12 protein-coding genes are annotated in these 16,382 nt (G+C 72.1%); 1 reads left to right on the top strand and 11 read right to left on the bottom strand.

The features are described 5' to 3' along the window. Positions 1 to 443: 443 nt before the first annotated feature. The 11 genes from BJ965_RS22665 to rsmI all read right to left on the bottom strand — a co-directional run bounded on the left by BJ965_RS22665 (position 444) and on the right by rsmI (position 14,506). Complete coding sequence (locus tag BJ965_RS22665; RefSeq protein WP_184910341.1) at positions 444 to 1,136, bottom strand: helix-turn-helix transcriptional regulator; 693 nt, start codon at positions 1,134 to 1,136, stop codon at positions 444 to 446. A gap of 281 nt (positions 1,137 to 1,417) precedes the next feature. Beyond that, complete coding sequence (locus tag BJ965_RS22660; RefSeq protein ID WP_184910340.1) at positions 1,418 to 3,328, bottom strand: outer membrane protein assembly factor BamB family protein; 1,911 nt, start codon at positions 3,326 to 3,328, stop codon at positions 1,418 to 1,420. 61 nt (positions 3,329 to 3,389) lie between these two features. Further along, complete coding sequence (locus BJ965_RS22655) at positions 3,390 to 5,150, bottom strand: outer membrane protein assembly factor BamB family protein (RefSeq protein WP_184910339.1); 1,761 nt, start codon at positions 5,148 to 5,150, stop codon at positions 3,390 to 3,392. A 191-nt stretch (positions 5,151 to 5,341) separates the two neighbouring features. After that, positions 5,342 to 7,150: an ABC-F family ATP-binding cassette domain-containing protein gene (locus BJ965_RS22650; RefSeq protein WP_184910338.1), complete on the bottom strand. Its 1,809-nt coding sequence runs from the start codon at positions 7,148 to 7,150 to the stop codon at positions 5,342 to 5,344. Between the two features lie 71 nt (positions 7,151 to 7,221). Continuing rightward, positions 7,222 to 8,463: a HEAT repeat domain-containing protein gene (locus tag BJ965_RS22645; protein ID WP_184910337.1), complete on the bottom strand. Its 1,242-nt coding sequence runs from the start codon at positions 8,461 to 8,463 to the stop codon at positions 7,222 to 7,224. 65 nt (positions 8,464 to 8,528) lie between these two features. Further along, a complete protein-coding gene (locus BJ965_RS22640; protein ID WP_184910336.1) occupies positions 8,529 to 9,428 on the bottom strand; it encodes a 4-(cytidine 5'-diphospho)-2-C-methyl-D-erythritol kinase in 900 nt (299 codons plus the stop codon). After that, on the bottom strand, positions 9,425 to 10,315 hold the full coding sequence (rsmA, locus tag BJ965_RS22635; RefSeq protein ID WP_184910335.1) for a 16S rRNA (adenine(1518)-N(6)/adenine(1519)-N(6))-dimethyltransferase RsmA: 891 nt from the start codon (positions 10,313 to 10,315) through the stop codon (positions 9,425 to 9,427). The genes BJ965_RS22640 and rsmA overlap by 4 nt, the downstream gene beginning before the upstream one ends. A gap of 30 nt (positions 10,316 to 10,345) precedes the next feature. Next, positions 10,346 to 11,857, bottom strand: coding sequence for a resuscitation-promoting factor (locus tag BJ965_RS22630; RefSeq protein ID WP_184910334.1), 1,512 nt, complete (start codon positions 11,855 to 11,857; stop codon positions 10,346 to 10,348). A gap of 125 nt (positions 11,858 to 11,982) precedes the next feature. Continuing rightward, positions 11,983 to 12,873, bottom strand: coding sequence for a TatD family hydrolase (locus BJ965_RS22625; RefSeq protein ID WP_184910333.1), 891 nt, complete (start codon positions 12,871 to 12,873; stop codon positions 11,983 to 11,985). Between the two features lie 79 nt (positions 12,874 to 12,952). Continuing rightward, positions 12,953 to 13,381: a hypothetical protein gene (locus BJ965_RS22620; protein WP_184910332.1), complete on the bottom strand. Its 429-nt coding sequence runs from the start codon at positions 13,379 to 13,381 to the stop codon at positions 12,953 to 12,955. Between the two features lie 276 nt (positions 13,382 to 13,657). After that, positions 13,658 to 14,506, bottom strand: a complete 849-nt coding sequence (gene rsmI, locus BJ965_RS22615; protein ID WP_184910331.1) for a 16S rRNA (cytidine(1402)-2'-O)-methyltransferase — start codon at positions 14,504 to 14,506, stop codon at positions 13,658 to 13,660. A 111-nt stretch (positions 14,507 to 14,617) separates the two neighbouring features. Here rsmI and BJ965_RS22610 point away from each other — a divergent pair, with 111 nt between their 5' ends. Next, positions 14,618 to 16,366 carry a dolichyl-phosphate-mannose--protein mannosyltransferase gene (locus BJ965_RS22610; protein ID WP_184910330.1) on the top strand — a complete coding sequence of 583 codons (1,749 nt, stop codon included), beginning with the start codon at positions 14,618 to 14,620 and terminating at the stop codon, positions 16,364 to 16,366. The last annotated feature ends 16 nt before the right edge of the window (positions 16,367 to 16,382 follow it).

Below are 16,382 nucleotides of genomic sequence, written 5' to 3'. Positions count from 1 at the left end.
GTTCTGGGCAGGAAAGGCCCTGGTCTCGGGCGCAAGGAAACTCCCCCTCTTCGCAAAGGAAGGCGTCCGGGGGTCAGGTCGGCATACGCGGAGAGACGCGTGACGAACCGGCGATGCCGCCGCGGCATACCGGTGCGCCCCTCCCCCCGTGGCGACGATGTTCCCCCGGTCGCCGGTTGACGCGCCCGTGGCGGAGTGGTCAGCTCCGCCGAGCGCGACGATCACTTTAGGCACAGGAGTTCGAATCGACCAGGATGTTTTGTCGACCCAGGAGTGGAGTGGCGCGAAAGAGCCCTGGGGGTTCACCGACCCGGAGCCACAACTCCCGCTGGCAGCTGTGGATTTACTGTGCGCATCCCGTGAAAACGGTGGGGAGTCGGGTGCCGGTCAGGGCTGAGATCGACCAGAACCCGCACCTGCCCCTCGGCTCGGCGGGCAGCCGGTCAGGTCTCCGGCCCGGTGCCCCGGGTCACCGCGCCCGCCCGGTCCAGCAACCCCGTCCGCGCCGCCAACGCCGCCGCCTCCAGGCGGGAACCCACGCCCAGTTTCATCAGCACCCGCTGGACATGCGTACGCGCCGTCGACGGCGCGATGCCCATGCCCGCCGCGATCAGGCGGGTGTCCTCGCCGTCGGCGACCCGGACCAGGACCTCCACCTCCCGCGGCGTGAGCATCTGGAGCAACCGCTGGCCCTCGTCGTCCGGTTGGGCCGCCGGGTTGAGCAACTCGCTGAACGCCCCCTGCAGCAGCTGCGGCGCCACCGCCGCCTCCCCCGACCGCGCCTTCATGATCGCCCGCTCGACACCCTCTATGCGCTCATCGTGCCGGACGTACCCCGACGCCCCCGCCGCGAACGCCGCGGCGATGCCCCGAGGGTTCGGCACCGGCCCCAGCACCAGCACCGCCACCTGCGGCCGCTCCCGCTTGATCTTCACCACCGGGTCGAAGATCCCCGGCTCCGCCGGCGTCGCCGTCCCCAGCAGGCACACCTCCGGCGCCCGTGTGATCACCAGATCCGCCGCCCCCGCGGCCGGCGCCGCCGCGGCCAGCACCCGGTGCCCCCGCAGCTTCAGCGCCGAAGCCAGCGCCTCGGCCAGCAATCGGTGGTCGTCGACCACCATGAGCCGCACTCCCATCGAGCAACCCCCCAGTCACCCCAGCCCCCCATGGAAGCCCCCCGGCTCCCCCGCCTTCATGCCCCCGGAAGCTACACGCTTGTTCGACGTTGCGCTCCCCCTACCGGCGAGAATCGCCCCGGATCGCCGAAATACCTCTCGTTCCAGGTTGACCGCGCCAAACAGCTGTGGCCCCGCCCCTGAACAGGGACGGGGCCACATCAGCCATCAGTCGATCAAGAACCGGTCAGTACCCGATCAGAGCCCGGCAGGAACCCAATCAGTGCCCGGCCCGGGCCTGGTCAGCTCGTGCCGAAGCCGACCGCCAGGTACTCCTTCTCCCGCACCGTCGACCGCTTGCTCGCGTACACCTTGGACATGTAAAGGTGCCCCTCGGCGTACAGGAACTCGGAGTACTCCGGCGACATGCTGGTCTCCACCTCGCGGACCGACTCCGTCGCGGGGTTCTGCAACAGCGTCGTCTGCTTGAAGCTGTCCCCGGCGATGCTCACGATCTGTCCGCCCTTGTCGTAGGGGGGACGCTTGTACGCGATCAGGTTGCCGCCGTCCATGCGCAGCGGCGAGATCGTGTAGCCGTCGCCCGCGTCGGCCCGCTGCCCGGTCTGCTTGCCGGTGGCGAGGTCGAAGGCGACGATCTCGTTGGTCTGGCTGTACTTGCCGGTGCCGTCGTGCTCCTCGGTCGGCAGGTACAGCCGGTCGTTGCCGACGGCCAGCAGGTTGCAGGCCTCGACGCGGGTGATGCCCTCGCAGCGGGCCGCGAACTGCTCGCCCGGCGCGGAGATGCGCGTGCGCAGCTTGCCGGTCTTGTTGTCGATGGAGAAGAAGTCGGAGATGCCGCTGCCGTCGCCCGCGGAGTCACCGACGTCGGCGGCCACGACCAGCGGGTTGGTCGACACGATGCTCGCGTACTCGATGCCCTCGGTCATCTTGTACTCCGAGATCACCTTCCCGGACTTCGGGTCGATGGTCTGGATGTGCAGCTGCCGCTGGTCGTACGAGCCGCACTTGCGCACCGCGACCAGCTTCTCGCCGCCGCCGTACCCGGCGTCGTAGCAGGAGTCGGCCGGCTTCGGGCTCCACAGGAGCTTGCCGGAGACGTCGAAGGCGGCGCCGCCGCTGGTGCTGCCGACGGCGACGGTCTTCCCGCTGAGCGTGATGTTGTCGAAGTTGATCAGCTGGTCACCGGTCTTGACGGTCTTCGTCCACAGCTTCTTGCCGGCGTCGAGGTCGATGAGCGCGATCTGGCTGCACCCGTGCGAAGGATCGGCCTTGGTGGGCATCGCCGGCTGGTAGAGGATCGCCGTCAGGTTGTCGTCGGTGACGTGGCGGCTGGCCTGACAGACCGGGCCGGCCAGCGGGAGCTTCCACAGCTCGCTGCCCTTGTCGCGGTCGTAGCCGACGATCCGGGCGATGCCGCTCTTGACGTACGCCTTGTCGGTGAGCCACGAGCCGGAGACGACGACCGTGCTGTCGTTCTTCACCTCGGGCGCCGGGACCTGGAAGAGGACCTTGGCGTTGGGGTCGGACGGCGCCTTCTCCTTGCCGGAGGTGGTGCCGCCGTTGTCGTCGTCCGTGCCGCCGGTGCCGCCGCTCTGGCCGGCGGTGTCGTTCTCCCTGCCCTCGTCCTTGCCGGACGAGGCGTACCAGACGCCGCCGCCGATGATCAGGGCGATCGCCACGACCGCGGCGACGATGATCAGCAGCTGCGCGTTGAGCTTCTTGCCGCCGCCGGGCTGTCCGGCCTGCGGCTGGTACGGCATGGTCGGCTGCTGCGGATAGCCGTAACCGGGCTGCTGCCCGTAACCGGGCTGCCCATAAGGCGCCTGCGGCTGTCCGTACGGCGCCTGCTGCGGCTGCCCGTACGCCCCTGGCTGCTGGGGCTGCTGACCGGGGTAACCGTAGCCGGGCGGGCTCTGCGGGGCCTGCGGCGCCGGAGCGCCCTGCGGATATCCGTACCCCTGCGGAGGCGTGGGCGGGGTCTGCGGCGCGGCCGGCGGAGGCGTCTGCGGGGCCTGCGGCGTCTGCGGGGCCTGGGGGTAGCCGTACCCCGGCTCCGGGGTCTTGCCGAGGTTCGGCCCGGCCGCGGGCGGCGGGGTCTGGGGCGGTTGGTCCTGCGGCGGCTGGTCCTGGGGTGGTCCGAAGCCGCCCCCCTGCGGGGGCTGCTGGGGCGGCGGGGGCGGCGGCTGGGTCATGGCGTGGGTACCTCGGGGAAGGGGACGGGCGACGGGGGGATCTCGGAAGAAGGAGGAAGAGTCACTTGCCGTAGGCGAGCATCAACTTCTCCTTCGTGTCGTCGTTCCCGCTCAGCCGGGTCGTCGAGATGTAGAAGCGACCGTCGACCCAGTCGACGTCCTTGGAGAAGAAGCTGTCCTCGATGTCCGCGGCGCCCTCGGGGTTCTGCAGCAGCTTGGACGGCTTGTGGCTGCCGCCTCCGGTCGGGATGGACACGATCTGCCCGCCCGCGTCGTACGACGGCTGCACGTAGGCGATGAGCTTGCCGCCCTCGGTCTTCACCGGCAGCATCGACTCGTCGGCGGGCGACTTCACGCGCCACTTCTCCTTGCCGTTGGCGAGGTCGACCGCGACGATCTCGTTGGCGCCGGTGGTGGCCTTGGTCGGCAGGTAGAGCGTGGAGTCGTCGGCGGCGACGCCCTGGCAGCCCGTGAGGTTGCGCTCGAGGATGGCCCAGCCGCACTCGGGGGCGAAGTCCTCGTCGAAGCCGACCTGCGAGCGGAACTTGCCGCCGGAGGTGAAGGTGGAGATGTTCCAGGCCTTCTTGTCCTCGTTGGTGCTGTAGACCACCAGCGGGCTGACCGAGTAGGTGCGCGCGACCCGCCAGCCCTTGTCGAACGGCTGGGTCCACCTGGCCTTGCCGGTCTTCGGGTCGAGCTCCTGGATCTCGTCGTGCTCCTTGTCGGTGCCCGCGCCGCAGGAGGAGACGGCGATCAGCTTCTCACCGCCGGCGAAGGCGGCGGGGAAGCAGGCGTTGCCGTACTTCTTCTTGTCGAAGAGCTTGTCGCCGTTGGTGACGTCGTACGCCGTGCCGGACTGGGAGCGACCCACCATCAGCGTCTTGCCGGTGATGGACAGTTCGACGGAGAGCGTGGAGTCGAACAGGGCGCCGTCCCCGACCTCCCCCTTCCAGCCCTTCTCGCCGGTGACGAGGTCGATCTCCTGGAGCTGGTTGCACTTGGCGCGGTCGCTGCTGCCGCTCATGTACGCGACGACGATCTTGTCGTCGGACGTCTTCTGCGGAGTCGTCGCGCAGATCTTCTGCGGGAAGGTGATCGCGTCCCAGGACGGCTTGCCGTCACCGACGTTGTAGCCGAAGAGCTGCTTGTAGGCGGCCTTCGCCGCGGTCTTGTCGGTGATCCACATGCCGTCGGCGTCGGCGCCGGAACCGGGGGCGTCGGGCGCCTCCTTGTACCAGAGGACCTTGGCCTCGCCGGCCTGGCGGCCCGCGTTGAGGTCCTCCGGGTCCTCGCCGCCGTCGCCGCTGCCGTCACCGGGGTCGACCGGCGCGGAGGAGCCGGCCTTGGGGTCGTCGGTCTTCTGGGCGACGGGCTTCTTCTTGCTCTTGCCGTCGTCGCCGGTGACGGCCCACACGGTGCCGCCGACCACGAGCAGCGCGGCGACCGCGGCGCCGATGATCAAGGCGGGCTTGCCCTTGAAGGGGTTGTTCGAGCCGCCTCCGGGCGGGGTGCCGGGCGCGCCGGGGTACTGCGGCTGCTGCGGGTAGCCGTAGCCGGGCTGGCCGTACGGCCCCGGCTGCTGGGGCTGGCCGTAGGGGCCGGGGTGGTACGGCCCCGGCTGTCCCGGCTGCCCGTACGGACCGGGCTGCTGCGGTGGCTGCTGCGGGTAGCCGTAGCCCGGCTGCGGCGGGCCCTGCGGGGGCGGCGGCGTCTGGGGCGGGCCCTGGGGCGGCTGCGGTGCCCCGTACCCACCGCCCTGCGGCGGCTGGTTCTGCGGTGCTCCGAAGCCACCGTGCGGCGGCTGACTGGGCGGCTGAGTCATCAGCGGCTCCCCCGTTCGATCACTGATTTTTAGCCACGCCCTGAGATGCTCAACACGCTCAGAGTCGCTTCATAAAGTTCTAAGACGCCTCTTTCTATCACCAGGTTCCGACAGCACACCGGGCCGATCATCCCCTGTTCCCAAGGGAGGACCGGCCCGTGATGCCGTCGTTATGCGTCTTCACGCACCCTTCACGCGTCCTCGGCGAGTTCCAGCCAGCGCATCTCCAGCTCCTCGCGCTGACCGGCCAACTCCCGCAGCTCGGTGTCCAGTTCGGCAACCTTTGCGAAGTCCGTGGCGTTTTCGGCGATTTGAGCGTGGAGCTTGGTCTCCTTCTCGGAGACCTTGTCGAGCTGCCGCTCGATCTTCTGGAGCTCCTTCTTGGCGGCGCGCTGGTCGGCGGCGCTCTTCTCCGGGGCGGCGTTCTGCGACACGGCGGCGGGTGCCGAGGCGGCCGCGGCCTCCTCCATGCGCTGCCGCCGCTCCAGGTACTCGTCGATGCCGCGCGGCAGCATCCTGAGGGCGCCGTCGCCGAGCAGGGCGAACACCCGGTCGGTGGTGCGCTCGATGAAGAACCGGTCGTGGGAGATGACGATCATGGAGCCGGGCCAGCCGTCGAGTACGTCCTCCAGCTGGTTCAGCGTCTCGATGTCGAGGTCGTTGGTGGGCTCGTCGAGGAAGAGCACGTTGGGCTCGTCCATGAGCAGACGGAGCAGCTGGAGCCGGCGGCGCTCACCGCCGGACAGGTCGCCGACGGGCGTCCACTGCTTCTCCTTGGTGAAGCCGAACGTCTCGCACAGCTGCCCGGCGGTCATCTCGCGCCCCTTGCCGAGGTCGACGCGCTCGCGCACCTGCTGCACGGCCTCCAGCACGCGCGTGGCCGGGTCGAGTTCGGCGACCTCCTGGGAGAGGTAGGCCAGCTTCACCGTCCTGCCGACGCGGACGCGCCCGCCGACGGGCTGGGTCTCGCCGTCGGACCGGGCGGCCTCGGCCATGGCCCGCAGCAGGGACGTCTTCCCGGCGCCGTTGACGCCGACGAGGCCGATCCGGTCGCCGGGCCCGAGCTGCCAGGTGACGTGCTTGAGGAGGACCTTGGGGCCCGCCTGGACGGTGATGTCCTCCAGGTCGAACACGGTCTTGCCCAGCCGGGTGGAGGCGAACTTCATCAGCTCACTGCTGTCCCGGGGCGGCGGTACGTCCGCGATGAGCTCGTTGGCGGCCTCGACGCGGAAGCGCGGCTTGGACGTACGGGCGGGCGCCCCGCGGCGCAGCCAGGCCAGCTCCTTGCGGACCAGGTTCTGCCGCTTGGCCTCCTCGGTGGCGGCGATGCGCTCGCGCTCGGCCCGGGCGAAGACGTAGTCGGAGTAGCCGCCCTCGTACTCGTAGACCGTGCCGCGCTGGACGTCCCACATGCGCGTGCACACCTGGTCCAGGAACCACCGGTCGTGGGTGACGCACACCAGCGCCGACCTGCGGGTCTGCAGATGCCGGGCGAGCCAGGCGATGCCCTCGACGTCGAGGTGGTTGGTGGGCTCGTCCAGGACGAGCAGGTCCTGGTCCTCGATGAGCAGCTTGGCCAGCGCGATCCGGCGCCGCTCACCACCCGAGAGCGGGCCGATGACGGTGTCCAGCCCCTTGGGGAACCCCGGCAGGTCGAGCCCGCCGAACAGGCCGGTCAGCACGTCCCTGACCTTGGCGACGCCCGCCCACTCGTGGTCGGCCATGTCGCCGATGACCTCGTGGCGGACGGTGGCCTCGGGGCCGAGGGAGTCGTGCTGGGTGAGCACCCCCAGGCGCAGCCCGCCGGAGTGGGTGACGCGGCCGGTGTCGGCGTCCTCCTGCTTGGCGAGCATGCGGATGAGCGTGGTCTTGCCGTCGCCGTTGCGGCCGACGACACCGATGCGCTCCCCTTCGGAGACGCCGAGGGAGACGCCGTCGAGCAGGGCGCGGGTGCCGTACACCTTGCTGACGTTCTCGACATTGACCAGGTTGACGGCCATTACTCTCCTGCCAAGGGGGATGGATCGACCCTCCAGGGTAGTCGCGCGCAGGGGTGCTCCGGCCGGGGCGGTCAGCCGCCGTCCGCCTCCTCCCGGCGCCGCCGGTAGCGCCACACGTCCAGCAGTCGTTCGTCGCCGCGCAGTTCCGGGGCCACGGGGCCGATGCGGTGCTCGGCCTCCACGCAGCGCGGGTCGTCGCGGTAGGCCAGGCCGGAGACGGCGCAGATGCGGATCGGCTGCGTCTCGTCGTGGGTGAGCGCGACCAGCGCGTCCCCCACCTCGGGCTCGATCCCCCGGTAGTGGCCGAGCCAGCGGCAGGCGGCCTCGCGCACGCCGGGGTCCTCGTCACCGGCCAGGGTGAGCACCGTGGTGAGGCTCTCGGGGCGGACCTGGAAGCGGCCGTCCTCGGAGCGCTCCAGGGTGTCCGGCACCAGGGAGCGCACCCTCGGATCCGGGTGGGTGAGGTGCAACAGCCCCACGGCCTCGATCTCGGGGGCGCTGTCATGGGTGATCGCGTTCAGGAGGGCTGCCAGCACCTCCGGGTCCTCCTCCTGTTCGGCCCAGGGCACCAGCTCCCTGCCCCGCTCCCAGAACGGAGCGCTTCCCTTGACGGGGTCGCCGAGGATCAGAAACAGCAGCGTCTCCGCCGCCAGCAGGCGGTGCAGCCGGTCGGGGTGGTTGAGGAGGTCCCTGGTCCACTGCCATGTCTCCTCGTCCAGTCGGCGGCCGAGGGTGAAGACCACGTCCGACCAGACGACGTGGCCACGGTCGGGGTGAGCGAGGGCCCGGGCGACCAGTTCGTCGAAGGGCGTACGGATCCCGTAGCGCTCCTCCATGGACGTGAGCACCGCCCGGTGCTCGTCGCGCACGGTCATCCCGCCGAGCGTGAACTGCTCGCACCACCAGCCGATCTCGTCGTGCCGGACCCGGATCCGCTCGATGGGCCCGATGAGTCCGGTGACGCGGCGCAGTCCGGCCTCCGCGCCCGCCTCGGCCCATCGCCGGGCCCGGGCCAGCAGTTCGGCGCGCGCCGGTGCCGGGAGCGGGATCCGACTGGTGGCGAGCGCGTAGGTCAGCAGGTGTGACCCGCCGTCCACCGCCCGCAGCAGCGGGGTGCTCCCGTCGGGCAGCCGGCGCAGCGGGTCGGCTCCGGCCCGAAGCAGCGCTTCGGCGACGGGTTCGTCGTACGCCTCCACCGCGAGGCAGAGGACCGGCAGGCCGTCGGCGAGGGTGTCGGGGTCGGCCCCGGACTCCAGCAGTGCCGTGACCTCGTCCGCGTCCCCGCGCCGTACCGCCGCGACCAGTTCCCGCACGCCCGCGCCCCCCTCATGAAACAACCGGGAGAGCCTAGGCGCCCGGCAGCCGCCGGGGCACGTGATTAACGCCCGGCGACCGTCGCCCCGGGCACCGGGCCCGCTGCCGTGCGCACCGTCCGGCACGTCCCGGACGACATCAGCGCCTGCGCCACCGCGGCGGCCGCCTCCGGGTCGCGGACCAGGAACGCGGTGGTCGGCCCGGAGCCCGAGACGAGTGCGGTGAGAGCGCCGGCGGCCCGGCCCGCGGCCAGAGTGCCGGCGAGTTCCGGGAAGAGGGAGAGCGCGGCGGGCTGGAGGTCGTTGGAGACGGCGGCGGCGAGCGCGTCCGGGTCGCCCTTGGCGAGAGCGGCGAGGAGTTCCCCGGAGGCGACCGGTTCGGGAATGTCCGTGCCCTCGCCGAGCCGGTCGAACTCGCGGAAGACCGCCGGGGTGGACAGGCCCCGCCCGGCCATCGCGAACACCCAGTGGAAGGTGCCGCCGACTTCCAGGGGCGTCAGCCGCTCGCCCCGGCCGATGCCGAGGGCGGCCCCGCCGACCAGGCTGAACGGCACGTCGCTGCCCAGCTCGGCGCAGATCTCCAGGAGTTCGTCGCGGGAGGCCCCGGTCCCCCACAGCGCGTCGCAGGCCACCAGGGCGCCGGCGCCGTCCGCGCTGCCTCCCGCCATGCCGCCGGCGACGGGGATGTCCTTGGCGATGTGGACGTGGACGTCGGGGCTGCGGCCGTACCGTGCGGCGAGCGCTTCGGCGGCCCGCGCGGCCAGGTTCGTACGGTCCAGGGGGACCTGGTCGGCGTCCGGGCCGTCGCAGGTGATCCGGAGCCCGTCGGCCGGGGTGACGGTGATCTCGTCGTAGAGGCCGACCGCGAGGAAGACGTTGGCGAGGTCGTGGAAGCCGTCGGGGCGGGCGGCGCCGACCGCCAGCTGGACGTTGACCTTGGCCGGGACGCGGACCGTGACGCTCACGCGGTCTCCTTCTCCTGGTGAGGGGTCGCCTTGTGCTCGGCGATACGCGCGAACTCCTCCACCGTCAGCGACTCGCCCCGGGCCTGCGGCGAGACCCCGGCGGCGACCAGGGCCTCCTCGGCCGCGGCGGCGGAACCCGCCCAGCCGGAGAGGGCGGCCCGCAGCGTCTTGCGGCGCTGGGCGAACGCCGCGTCGACGACGGCGAACACCTCGCGCTTGGACGCCGTCGTCTTCAGCGGCTCGCTCCGGCGGACCAGGGAGACCAGGCCGCTGTCGACGTTGGGCGCCGGCCAGAACACGTTCCGCCCGATGGAACCGGCGCGCTTGACCTCGGCGTGCCAGTTGGCCTTGACCGAGGGGACGCCGTAGACCTTCGAGCCGGGCGGGGCGGCGAGCCGGTCGGCGACCTCCGCCTGGACCATGACGAGGGTGCGCTCGATGGTCGGGAAGGTGTCGAGCATGTGCAGCAGGACCGGGACGGCCACGTTGTACGGGAGGTTGGCGACCAGCGCGGTCGGGGCGGGGCCCGGCAGCTCGGTGACGTGCATGGCGTCCGAGTGGACCAGGGCGAACCGGTCGGCGCGCTCGGGCATGCGGGCCGCGATGGTCGCGGGCAGGGCGCCGGCCAGCACGTCGTCGATCTCCACCGCCGTGACCCGGTCGGCGGCCTCCAGCAGCGCGAGGGTGAGCGACCCGAGGCCCGGGCCGACCTCGACGACCACGTCGTCGGGGCGGACCTGTGCGGTGCGGACGATACGGCGGACGGTGTTCGCGTCGATCACGAAGTTCTGTCCGCGTTGCTTGGTCGGGCGCACGCCGAGGGCTGCCGCGAGCTCGCGGATGTCGGCGGGGCCCAGAAGGGCGTCGGGGGTGGGGCTGCTGGTCACGGGACAAGGGTACGGGGGCCGCGCCGGGGCCTACCCGCGCAGCCGTCCCCCGCAGTGCGGCCACGGGCTGGCCCCGCGCCGCACGTACAGCTTCTTCGCCCGGTACGTCTGCTCCGCCGCCGGGGCGTCCTGGGGACGGCCGGTGCCGCCGAGGGCCTGCCAGGTCCGGGTGTCGAACTGGTAGAGGCCGCCGTAGGTGCCGGAGGAGTCGACCGCGTCGGGCCGGCCGCCGGATTCGCAGGCCGCGAGGCCCTGCCAGTCGAGGTGGTCGGCGCCCCGCACCGAGGCCGGGCGCTGCTTGGTGCCGACCTTCACCACCTGCGCGCGGGGCTCGCGCACCACCTCGGAGCTGATCCGGCGCGGCTTCTGCCGCACGCCGTTGACCGTGCGCAGGAAGAAGGTGATCCGGCGCAGTCCGGGCTCGCCCGCCCGCTCCACGACCTCCGTGCCCCGGAACAGGGTCGGGTCCTCCGTCCGCCGCACCTGGAAGGGGATCGGCTCCTCGCGGACCTCCTTGCCGCCGGTGATCCGCAGCACGGTCACGGTCTGCCCATCGCGCGGGAAGCTGCCCTGCGGGACCGAGGTGGTGTCCTGGCCGTGCAGGGTGATCCCGGCCTCCGCGACGGCCTCCCGTACGGTCGCCGCGTTGGTGCGTACGGTGCGGGCGCGGCCGTCCGCCATGATCGTGACCGTGCGCTCGGTCCGCACGTCCAGCGCCAGCCCCTCGCGCCCGATGCGCCGCGAGCGTGAGGTGGACACGTACGCGCCTTCCTGCCGCACCCCGAGCTGCCGAAGCGCCCCCTCCACCGTGTGGGCGGTCGTCCACAGCTCACGGCGGTGTCCGTCGAGGGTGAGCCGCACGGGGCGGGCGTAGTGCACGGTGACCTCGTCGCCGCTGCTGATCTCCGTGCCGGGCCCGGGTGCCACCACGTCGTGGGCGCCGATCTCGACGCCCTCCTCCGTCAGCAGCTCGGTGACGTCGTCGGCGAAGGTGTGCAGCGTGCGGGTCTCGCCGTCGACGTTCAGCTCGATCGCCTTGTCCTCGGCGACGAACGCCGTGGTGCCGCCGGCGAGGAAGGCGACGACCAGGGCCTGCGGGAGCAGTCGCCGCATGGGGCTGTCGGGGCGCTCGGCGTAGCGCGCCTTGCGCCGGCGCGCGGACCTGCGGTGCGAGCCGTTGCGCGCCGCGGCACGCGACCCGGCGCGCGCACCCGTGCCCGGGTCGGAGTACCCCGCGAGTCCGGGCGCGGGCTCGCCGTCCGGAGCGCCCTGCCGGGGCAGCCCGGGCAGGGTCGGCGCCTCGTAGGCGGGCAGGGTCGGCATCTCATGGGCCGGCAGGGTCGGCGCCTCGTAGGCGGGCAGGGTCGGCGCCTCGTAGGCCGGCCGGTAGGTGTCCTCGTAGGCGCCGGGGGCTCCGGGTGTCCGGTGGGCGAGCGTCTCTGCGCCGTGCAGACCGGCCGGTGGCCCGTCGAAACCGCCGTACACCGGGTCGGCGTAGGCCGGGCCATACGTCTCGTACGTCTCGTACCGCGCGTTGCTCACGCCGCTCCAGGGGCCGGAGGGGTCCAGAGGGGTCCGGATCGGGCCCCCAGAACCTAGCGGAGCGGTCGTCACTCTCCAAAGCGACGCGACTACGCACAGTCGTGCGGCGGGGTCGGCGGCAGCGGTCAGTACCCGAACGCGCGTGCCGTGTTCGCGCCGAGGGCCGCGGCCAGCGTGTCCTCGTCGATGCCGCGCACCTCGGCCATGGCCCGCACGGTGATCGGCACCAGGTAGGGGGCGTTGGGCCGCCCGCGGTGGGGCGCCGGGGTGAGGAAGGGCGCGTCCGTCTCCACGAGGAGGAGCTCCATCGGGGCCACCGCCACCGCGTCCCGCAGGTTCTGGGCGTTCTTGAAGGTGACGTTGCCGGCGAAGGACATGAAGTAGCCCGCGCCCGCGCAGATTTCCGCCATCTCGGCGTCGCCGGAGTAGCAGTGGAAGACGGTCCGCTCGGGGGCGCCCTCCTCCTTCAGCACGCGCAGGACGTCGGCGTGGGCCTCGCGGTCGTGGATGACCAGGGCCTTGCCGTGCCGCTTGGCGATCTCGATGTGGGCGCGGAAGGACCGCTCCTGCGCGTCCTTGCCCTCGGGCCCGGTGCGGAAGTAGTCGAGGCCGGTCTCACCGACGCCCTTGACCTGGGGCAACGCGGCGAGCCGGTCGATCTCGGCGAGCGCGTCGTCCAGGGCCGCCGGGCCGCCGGGTTCGCGCGCGCCCTGCCTCGACCAGCCGTCGGGGTCGCCGTGCACGATCCGGGGCGCCTCGTTCGGGTGCAGGGCGACCGTCGCGTGGACGGCGTCGTGCGCGGCCGCCGTCTCCGCGGCCCACCGCGACCCCTTGATGTCGCAGCCGACCTGCACGACCGTCGTCACTCCGACCGACGCCGCCTTCGCCAGCGCCTCCTCGACCGTGCCGGACTGCATGTCCAGGTGGGTGTGGGAGTCGGCGACCGGCACCCGCAGGGGCTCCGGGAGGGGCGGGGCCGCGTTCTTGTCCTGGCGGCCGGAGACGTTCGAAGGCATGCCCCGATCCTACGAAAGGGGCACGCCCTCCCCGATGGAGGAGGCCCGGGGAGGGCGTCGACAAGGGAAGCCGGACGGGTCAGCTCGCCTTGCGCTGGAAGGGGTGCAGCAGGTCGGACAGGTGCCAGTGGTGGTGCTCGCGCTGCTCCCGGTCGGCCCTCGCCCCGGTCTCGGCGTCCGCCCTGGGTGCCTCCGCGGGGCCGGCGCGTGGTGGCACGCGGGACGGCCGGTGCGCCGCGTCACGTGCCGAGGCGACCCGCCCGGGCCGCATGATCCGCACGACGTGACTGTCGCAGTTGTGACACTCGGGCTTGCTCAACGGGGAGGGCACGACCTTGCCGTCCGCGACGTAGAGGACGAACTCGTGACCCGCGGCGTCCGTGTGGTGCTCTATCTCGTACGACTGCTCCCAGCCGTGCCCGCACCTCATGCAGGCGAAGGAGTAGGACTCGTTGACGACTGCGGTCGCACCGGCGCGGAGCCCGGTCTGCCCTGCGATCTCACTCATGCCAGCTCCTGTTGGTCCGCTGTGGCGTGAGGACGATTCCGTCCCCGCGACCCAGTGGACTCCTCGGCCGGACCGATGGCAGCAGACCTGTCGACTGTTGGCCCCGATTTGGGCTTCCCTTGCCCCTGCGCCCCTTGCGCTTTGCCCACCCATGGGGCGCACGCTCAAACGACATGCGCCCTGCTCAGACAGGGGCTACCTGTCCGGGAGCGCGAGGAACTGCGCGATCAACCACACACGACCCGCCCCCCGCGAACCACCCGGAGCCCCCCCGGGTCACCCCGCCGAGTTCTTCGCAGCGACCACGGCATCGAAGACAACCCTCTTCGGCACCCCGGCCTCCACCGCCACCGCGGCGATCGCCTCCTTGCGCCGCTCCCCCGCTTCCTCCCGCACCCTCACCCGCCGCACCAGCTCCTCCGGCCCGACCTCCTCGGCCCCCTTCTCCGGCGCGCCCTCCACGACGACGGTGATCTCCCCGCGCACGCCCTCGGCGGCCCACTCGGCCAGCTCCCCGAGCCCGCCCCGCCGGACCTCCTCGTACGTCTTGGTCAGCTCCCGGCAGACCGCGGCCCGTCGCTCCGCCCCGAACACCTCGGCCATCGCCGACAGCGTGTCGTCGAGCCGGTGGGGAGCCTCGAAGTAGACGAGCGTGCGCCGCTCGCCCGCGACCTCCCGCAACCGCCCCAGCCGCTCCCCCGCCTTGCGCGGCAGGAACCCCTCGAAGCAGAACCGGTCGACGGGCAGCCCGGACAGCGCGAGCGCGGTGAGCACCGCGGACGGCCCGGGCACGGCGGTGACCCGCACCTCCCGCTCGACCGCGGCGGCTACCAGCCGGTACCCCGGGTCGGACACGGACGGCATCCCCGCGTCCGTGACGAGCAGCACCCGCGCCCCGCCCACGAGCTCCTCGACCAGCTCCGGCGTCCGGGCGGACTCGTTGCCCTCGAAGTACGACACCACCCGGCCCTTGGGCGTGACGCCGAGCGCCTGGGTCAGCCGGCGCAGCCGCCGCGTGTCCTCGGCGGCGATCACATCGGCTCCGGCCAGTTCCTCGGCGAGCCGGGGCGGGGCGTCCGCGATGTCGCCGATGGGGGTGCCTGCGAGTACGAGGGTTCCGATCACGCCCCCATCCTCCCAGGGGCGGAGGGTGCGGACTCCTCCCAGGGGCGGAGGATGCGGACGCATACCGGCCATGCACGGGACTCACACAGAACGGTTCCCTACGATGGCGCGGTGACCAGTACCGCGTCCTCCACGGACACCCGGCAGGGCCAGGCGCCGCTCGACCAGCGACCGTCCTGGCAGCAGCGGCTGCGCCGCTTCGGCTACCAGGGGCAGCCCAGAAGCGACGCCCGTGACGTCCGTGACCGCCTGGTGCCGCCGTACACCGAGCCCTCCCCGCGCCTGTGGGCGGCGCTCGGCGTCCCGCACAAGCTCGCGGGCCGGCTGGTGCGCTGGTCGGGCTGGATCGGCCCGCTGCTGGTCACGCTGCTGGCGGGGGTGCTGCGGTTCTGGAACCTGGGCAGCCCCAGGGCGGTGATATTCGACGAGACGTATTACGCGAAGGACGCGTGGGCGCTGGTCCACCGCGGGTTCGAGCTCAACTGGGACAAGAACGCCAACGACCTGGTCCTGTCCTCGGGCGGGAACGTCACGCTTCCGACCGACGCGGCGTACGTGGTGCACCCGCCGGTCGGCAAGTACGTCATCGGGCTCGGCGAGCTGATGTTCGGGTTCGACCCCTTCGGCTGGCGGTTCATGACGGCGCTGCTCGGCACGCTGTCGGTGCTGCTGCTGTGCCGGATCGGCCGGCGCCTGTTCCGCTCCACCTTCCTGGGGTGTCTCGCGGGCGCGCTGATGGCGGTGGACGGGCTGCACTTCGTGATGAGCCGCACGGCGCTGCTCGACAGCGTGCTGATGTTCTTCGTGCTGGCCGCGTTCGGTTGTCTGCTGGTCGACCGGGACAGGGCCCGCGAGAAGCTCGCCGCCGCGCTGCCGCTGGACGAGGACGGCCGGGCCCGGCCCGACCGGCACGCGGCGGAGACGGCCCGCCTGGGGTGGCGCCCCTGGCGCTGGGCGGCGGGCCTGATGCTGGGCCTGGCCATCGGCACGAAGTGGAACGGCCTCTACATCCTGGCCGCGTTCTGCCTGATGGCGGTGTTGTGGGACGTCGGTTCGCGCCGGGTCGCCGGCGCCCGTCACCCGTACGGGGCGGTCCTCAAGCGCGACACGGGCCTCGCGTTCCTCGCCACGGTCCCGGTCGCCCTGCTCACCTACGTCCTGTCCTGGACCGGCTGGATCCTCTCCGCGACGAACGGCTCCGGCGGCTACTTCCGCAACTGGGCCGCGACCAGCGGCAAGGGCGGCACCTGGTCCTTCCTGCCCGACTGGCTGCGCAGCCTGTGGCACTACGAGCACCAGGTGTACGAGTTCCATGTCGGGCTGTCCTCGCCGCACACGTACCAGTCCAACCCGTGGAGCTGGCTGGTCCTCGGCCGCCCGGTGTCGTACTTCTACGAGTCCCCGGCACCCGGCAAGGACGGCTGCCCCGCCGACGCGGGCGAGAAGTGCGCCCGGGAGGTCCTCGCCCTCGGCACGCCGCTGCTGTGGTGGGTCGCCTGCTTCGCGGTCCTCTACGTGCTGTGGCGCTGGTTCTTCCGCCGCGACTGGCGCGCGGGCGCCATCGCCTGCGGCATCGCGGCCGGCTACCTCCCCTGGTTCATGTACCAGGAGCGCACGATCTTCTTCTTCTACGCCGTCGTCTTCCTGCCGTTCCTGTGCCTGGCGGTGGCGATGCTCCTCGGCGCGATCATCGGCCCACCCCGCTCCACCGACACCCGCCGCGTCGCGGGCGCCACGGCCGCGGGCGTCCTGGTCCTGCTGATCACCTGGAACTTCATCTATTTCTGGCCGCTGTACACGGGCCAGGCCATCCCGATCGACGACTGGCGGTCGCGGATGTGGCTGGACACCTGGGTCTGACCGGCCTTCGGTCAAA

It is taken from the genome of Streptomyces luteogriseus (genome assembly GCF_014205055.1).
Taxonomy (GTDB): domain Bacteria; phylum Actinomycetota; class Actinomycetes; order Streptomycetales; family Streptomycetaceae; genus Streptomyces; species Streptomyces luteogriseus.
Note: the sequence above shows the minus strand (reverse complement) of the source record. Positions and strands in the feature narration are given on the sequence as shown.

What these genes read in the sequence shown, in the direction of transcription:
- BJ965_RS22660 (WP_184910340.1), bottom strand. Translation starts at nt 3,328, where the DNA reads ATGACCCAGCCGCCGCCCCCGCCGCCCCAGCAGCCCCCGCAGGGGGGC.
- BJ965_RS22620 (WP_184910332.1), bottom strand. Translation starts at nt 13,381, where the DNA reads ATGAGTGAGATCGCAGGGCAGACCGGGCTCCGCGCCGGTGCGACCGCA.
- BJ965_RS22655 (WP_184910339.1), bottom strand. Translation starts at nt 5,150, where the DNA reads ATGACTCAGCCGCCCAGTCAGCCGCCGCACGGTGGCTTCGGAGCACCG.
- BJ965_RS22650 (WP_184910338.1), bottom strand. Translation starts at nt 7,150, where the DNA reads ATGGCCGTCAACCTGGTCAATGTCGAGAACGTCAGCAAGGTGTACGGC.
- BJ965_RS22665 (WP_184910341.1), bottom strand. Translation starts at nt 1,136, where the DNA reads ATGGGAGTGCGGCTCATGGTGGTCGACGACCACCGATTGCTGGCCGAG.
- BJ965_RS22625 (WP_184910333.1), bottom strand. Translation starts at nt 12,873, where the DNA reads ATGCCTTCGAACGTCTCCGGCCGCCAGGACAAGAACGCGGCCCCGCCC.